This is a genomic window from Aerococcus sp. L_32 (genome assembly GCF_050689315.1).
The window spans coordinates 1-3,900 of sequence record NZ_JBOEQF010000200.1 but is presented as its reverse complement, the minus strand read 5'-3'; the positions used below and the strand labels follow the sequence as shown (position 1 = coordinate 3,900).

Here is a 3,900-nt window from a genome sequence, read left to right as displayed (position 1 = left end):
ATTTATTAGCAAAAGAAAAGGCCCCCCACGCGCTGGTGGGAGGCCTAAGTCCCATTCAGCGTTAACAAGCACGAATAGGACTTACGATTTGTTATTAGTGAAACTCACTAATTCGTAAAGTCCTGTTTATTAATAATAATGACCACTTGTGCTGTCTTTTTCATGAGACTACCTCTTTCGTTTTCTAATGTGAATTTAATATAACGCAAAATCATAATGATTGCAATAGGTAAAATGAAGAAAATCTAATAAATGTGCAAATAAATTAAAATTATCTAATGAAAAGGCGTACATGGCCACGCCATGTACGCCTAATCACTATCTAAAAGTGGTTGTAATATCTAGTTAAAATCACTTTATTCTGATACGGGTGCATCTGCTGTCACTTCAACTGTGTGCCATCCGAAGTCATCCGCTGGGTTATGCGCGTAGTCATAGTGTTTTACGCGGTTGTTAACAGGCATAACTTGTTGACGGAACAATGTTGGAATAACTGGTGCTTCTTCAGAGAAGTATTTTTGCCACTCAACAAAGGTATTACGTTGGAATTCTTCGTCAAAGGCTTCTGAACTTGTAAAGTCAGCCATGAATTGGTCATTTTCTTCAGTCGCCCAACGTGTATAGTTAAAGGCAGCATTACGAGCATATAAGCCATTTGGCGCAGGATCACTACCAGTACCCCAAGCAGCTTGATAGATATCGATATTTTCATCATCTGCTTCAATACGGTCATAGAAACTGTTGAATTCTAGTAAACGACCATCTGTTAATTGGACATCTAATCCAACTTCATTCCATGCTTGGATATAGTATTGTGCAATTGGCTCAGCCGTTTCTCCACCTTCCATAGAGGCAAAGTTAATTTGTAATGGTTCACCATCTGAATCTTCACGAATACCATCGTTATCTGTATCTACATAACCAGCATCATCTAATAGTTGGTTAGCTTTATCAGGATCGTAGCTATAGCCAGGTACTTCTTCAGTTGTTGCCCCAAAGCTACCAAATACAGGTGGAATAACGGTATTTGCATTGGAACGTAGACCATTATAGAATCGTTGTGCTACAGCATCGTTATCAATAGCATACCCCATTGCTTGACGAAGGGATTTATCAGCCATTTTGGCATCTTCATCATACACAACCTCACCGGCTTCAGCATCCCAAGATCCCAGCTTAAATCCGATATAAGTATAAGATAATTGTTCGCGGCCGAGTAATGTATAACCAGGTAGTTCAGCGTAACTTGCATATAAATCAGTTGGCATACTTAAAGCAACGTCATATTTTCCATTTTCTAAAGCTGGTACAACCGAACTTGAAGGCACTACTTCAACGACAACGTTATCTAATTGAGGTTCACCTTGCCAGTAATATTCATTGGCTTCGTATTCAACTGACTCACCTGGTGTTACTTTAGTAATACGGAAAGGACCGTCTCCAACTGGTGTTGAACGGATTTTCTCAGATGAAGCTAATTCGGCTACTGGAACGTCTTCTAAATAGTGTTTAGGCATTGCGTATGACCAAACACCCCCACCTGCTTGAAGCATTGAAGGACTCACTTCTTGGAATTCGATTTCAACAGTGACATCATCAACTTGTGTGATACCAGAAATCGTATCAGCTTCCCCACTGTGGTATTCTTCCATACCGACTACGTTTTGGAAGGTACCATCATAACGAATACCAGTATAATCAGGGTGACCAATGACTTCATAAGAGTAAATCACATCTTCAGCTGTTAATGGTTCACCATCAGACCATTTCAAGCCTTCTTTTAAGGTAATTGTTGCTTTATTATTTTCTTGATCTAATGCCAACGTGGCTTTACCGGAGTCGTCAATTTGGAAGTCATCGTCAGTGCCAAATAATGAATCGAACCCAAACTGCATAATTTCTGCATCATAAGCATCTTCATAAAACTCCCAAGAGAAAATACCTTGGAAAGGTGAGTCCGTTACTAAACCAACTTGTAAAGTACCACCATCAATTGCATCACCCTCGTTATCGACTGTAGTCGCTAGTTCAGGTGCAACTACCTCACCACTTTCACTACTAGAAGATGAATCTGCAGTTTCACTATCACTATCACTGTTACCACACGCCACTAAAGCCAAGCTAGCTGCAGCTGTTAAACCCAATAACTTATACCATTTCTTCATACACTTTCCTCCTAAACTAAATTGTGATGTTGTAATTTTTAAAAATATAATTACCCTAAACGTTGTTTTGCATCTGCAGATCGTTTTAATGCTTGACCCACATAGTTAATGCAAAGCATCAATACTAAAATCAGTAGTGATGCAGGTAGCCATACCCAAGTCTTATTTTCCAGAATATCTGGTGACTGAGCGTAGCTGACCAATGTCCCTAAACTAGGTGTGGAAGTAGGTAACCCAAATCCTAAATAACTTAACCCAGTTTCAATACCAATATTTGCGGCAAAGTTCAAAGTGACATTTACGATGATCAGAGAGCTTAAATTCGGGAGAATTTCCCTAAATAATATCTTGTAAGTTGGTGTCCCCATCGTTCTTGATGCTGAGATATAATCTCTTCGACTCTCAGATAAGGCTTTACTACGGATTAACCGCGCTTGCCCTACCCAATAGAAGGCACTCATGATGAGGATGAATGTCCACACATTATAGTCTGAAACCAGTGTGATAAATACGATGATCAACATTGTGGTTGGAAGTAACATGATAAAATCAATGATCCGCATCAAGAAATTATCAATAATACCACCATAGTAACCAGCAACCAAACCAACCGTGATTCCAACGATACTGGTCAGTGCCGTAATGGTAAAACCAATCGTAATGGAGTTTCTAGCACCTATAATTAGTTGGCCAAAAATAGAACGACCACCGGAATCAGTTCCTAAGATAAAATCATCATTAGGTGGCATATAGGAATCTAATAGAGAAATTCGCAATACTTCATCTTGGTCGATGACAATTGCCCCAATGAATACCCCAAGAATAATAAGGATAAAGAAGATTATGCTAAATAGTGCTAGTTTATCTTTTAAAAATTCACGCCAAATTACGCGCAAACCAGTTGGCGGTGCACTAGCTAATTCTTGTGCAATCGCATCTTGGTCAGTTGTTTTTTTATAATTTTCCATTCGTCATCACCCCTTCCCTAATCAATCCGAATACGAGGATCTACAATCGTCATAATAATGTCAGAAAGTAGCGTACCTAGAATTGTTGAGATACCAAATATCAATACCAGGGCAGTAATGACCGAATAGTCACGACTATTAATCGATTGAATGAAGAGTTGACCCATACCAGGATAAGCGAAGATTTGTTCAATAAATACTGAACCCCCGATTAAACCAGTAATTTCATAACCAAATGTTGAAGCCACTGGTAATAGCGAGTTTCTAAAAATGTGACGGTTGTACACCACATTCTCAGGTACCCCTTTAGACCGAGCCGTCTTCACATAGTCTTGCTGTTTTGCATCAATTACCTCACTCCGCAAATACTGGATGATTCCTGTTGTACCAAGCAAGGCGAAGGTAATTGCTGGTAGTAACATATGGTAGAATCGGTCCCAATAATAAGCACGTGTGCCAGCACTTAATCCAGTAGATACCGACCCATTTGTTGGGAACCACTGCAACTCATACCCAAACAGCCAAACCATTAGTAAGGCAAGTACGAAAGTTGGAATTGCATAGGAAATGAAGTTGTATAATACGACCCCTTTATCAAAAGAAGAATTATTATAACGACCTGATAAAATCCCAAGTGGTAAGGCTATTAAGTAGGTAAAAATCAAAGTGAGCAGTGACAGGAAGATCGTGTTAACCGCCCGTCCACCAATTAAAGTGGATACTGGCAATTTATAGGTATAAGACATCCCAAAGTCACCCTGGAAGGT

At 39.5% G+C, this 3,900-nt stretch carries 3 protein-coding genes; all 3 read right to left on the bottom strand.

The features are described 5' to 3' along the window. Positions 1-356: 356 nt before the first annotated feature. Positions 357-2,165, bottom strand: a complete 1,809-nt coding sequence (opp4A, locus tag ACRCJ0_RS10335; RefSeq protein ID WP_431390382.1) for an oligopeptide ABC transporter substrate-binding protein — start codon at positions 2,163-2,165, stop codon at positions 357-359. 50 nt (positions 2,166-2,215) lie between these two features. Further along, positions 2,216-3,133 carry an ABC transporter permease gene (locus ACRCJ0_RS10330; protein WP_016897203.1) on the bottom strand — a complete coding sequence of 306 codons (918 nt, stop codon included), beginning with the start codon at positions 3,131-3,133 and terminating at the stop codon, positions 2,216-2,218. Between the two features lie 17 nt (positions 3,134-3,150). Further along, positions 3,151-3,900, bottom strand: a 750-nt coding sequence (locus ACRCJ0_RS10325) for an ABC transporter permease (protein ID WP_431390381.1), incomplete at its 5' end; no start/stop codon positions are given.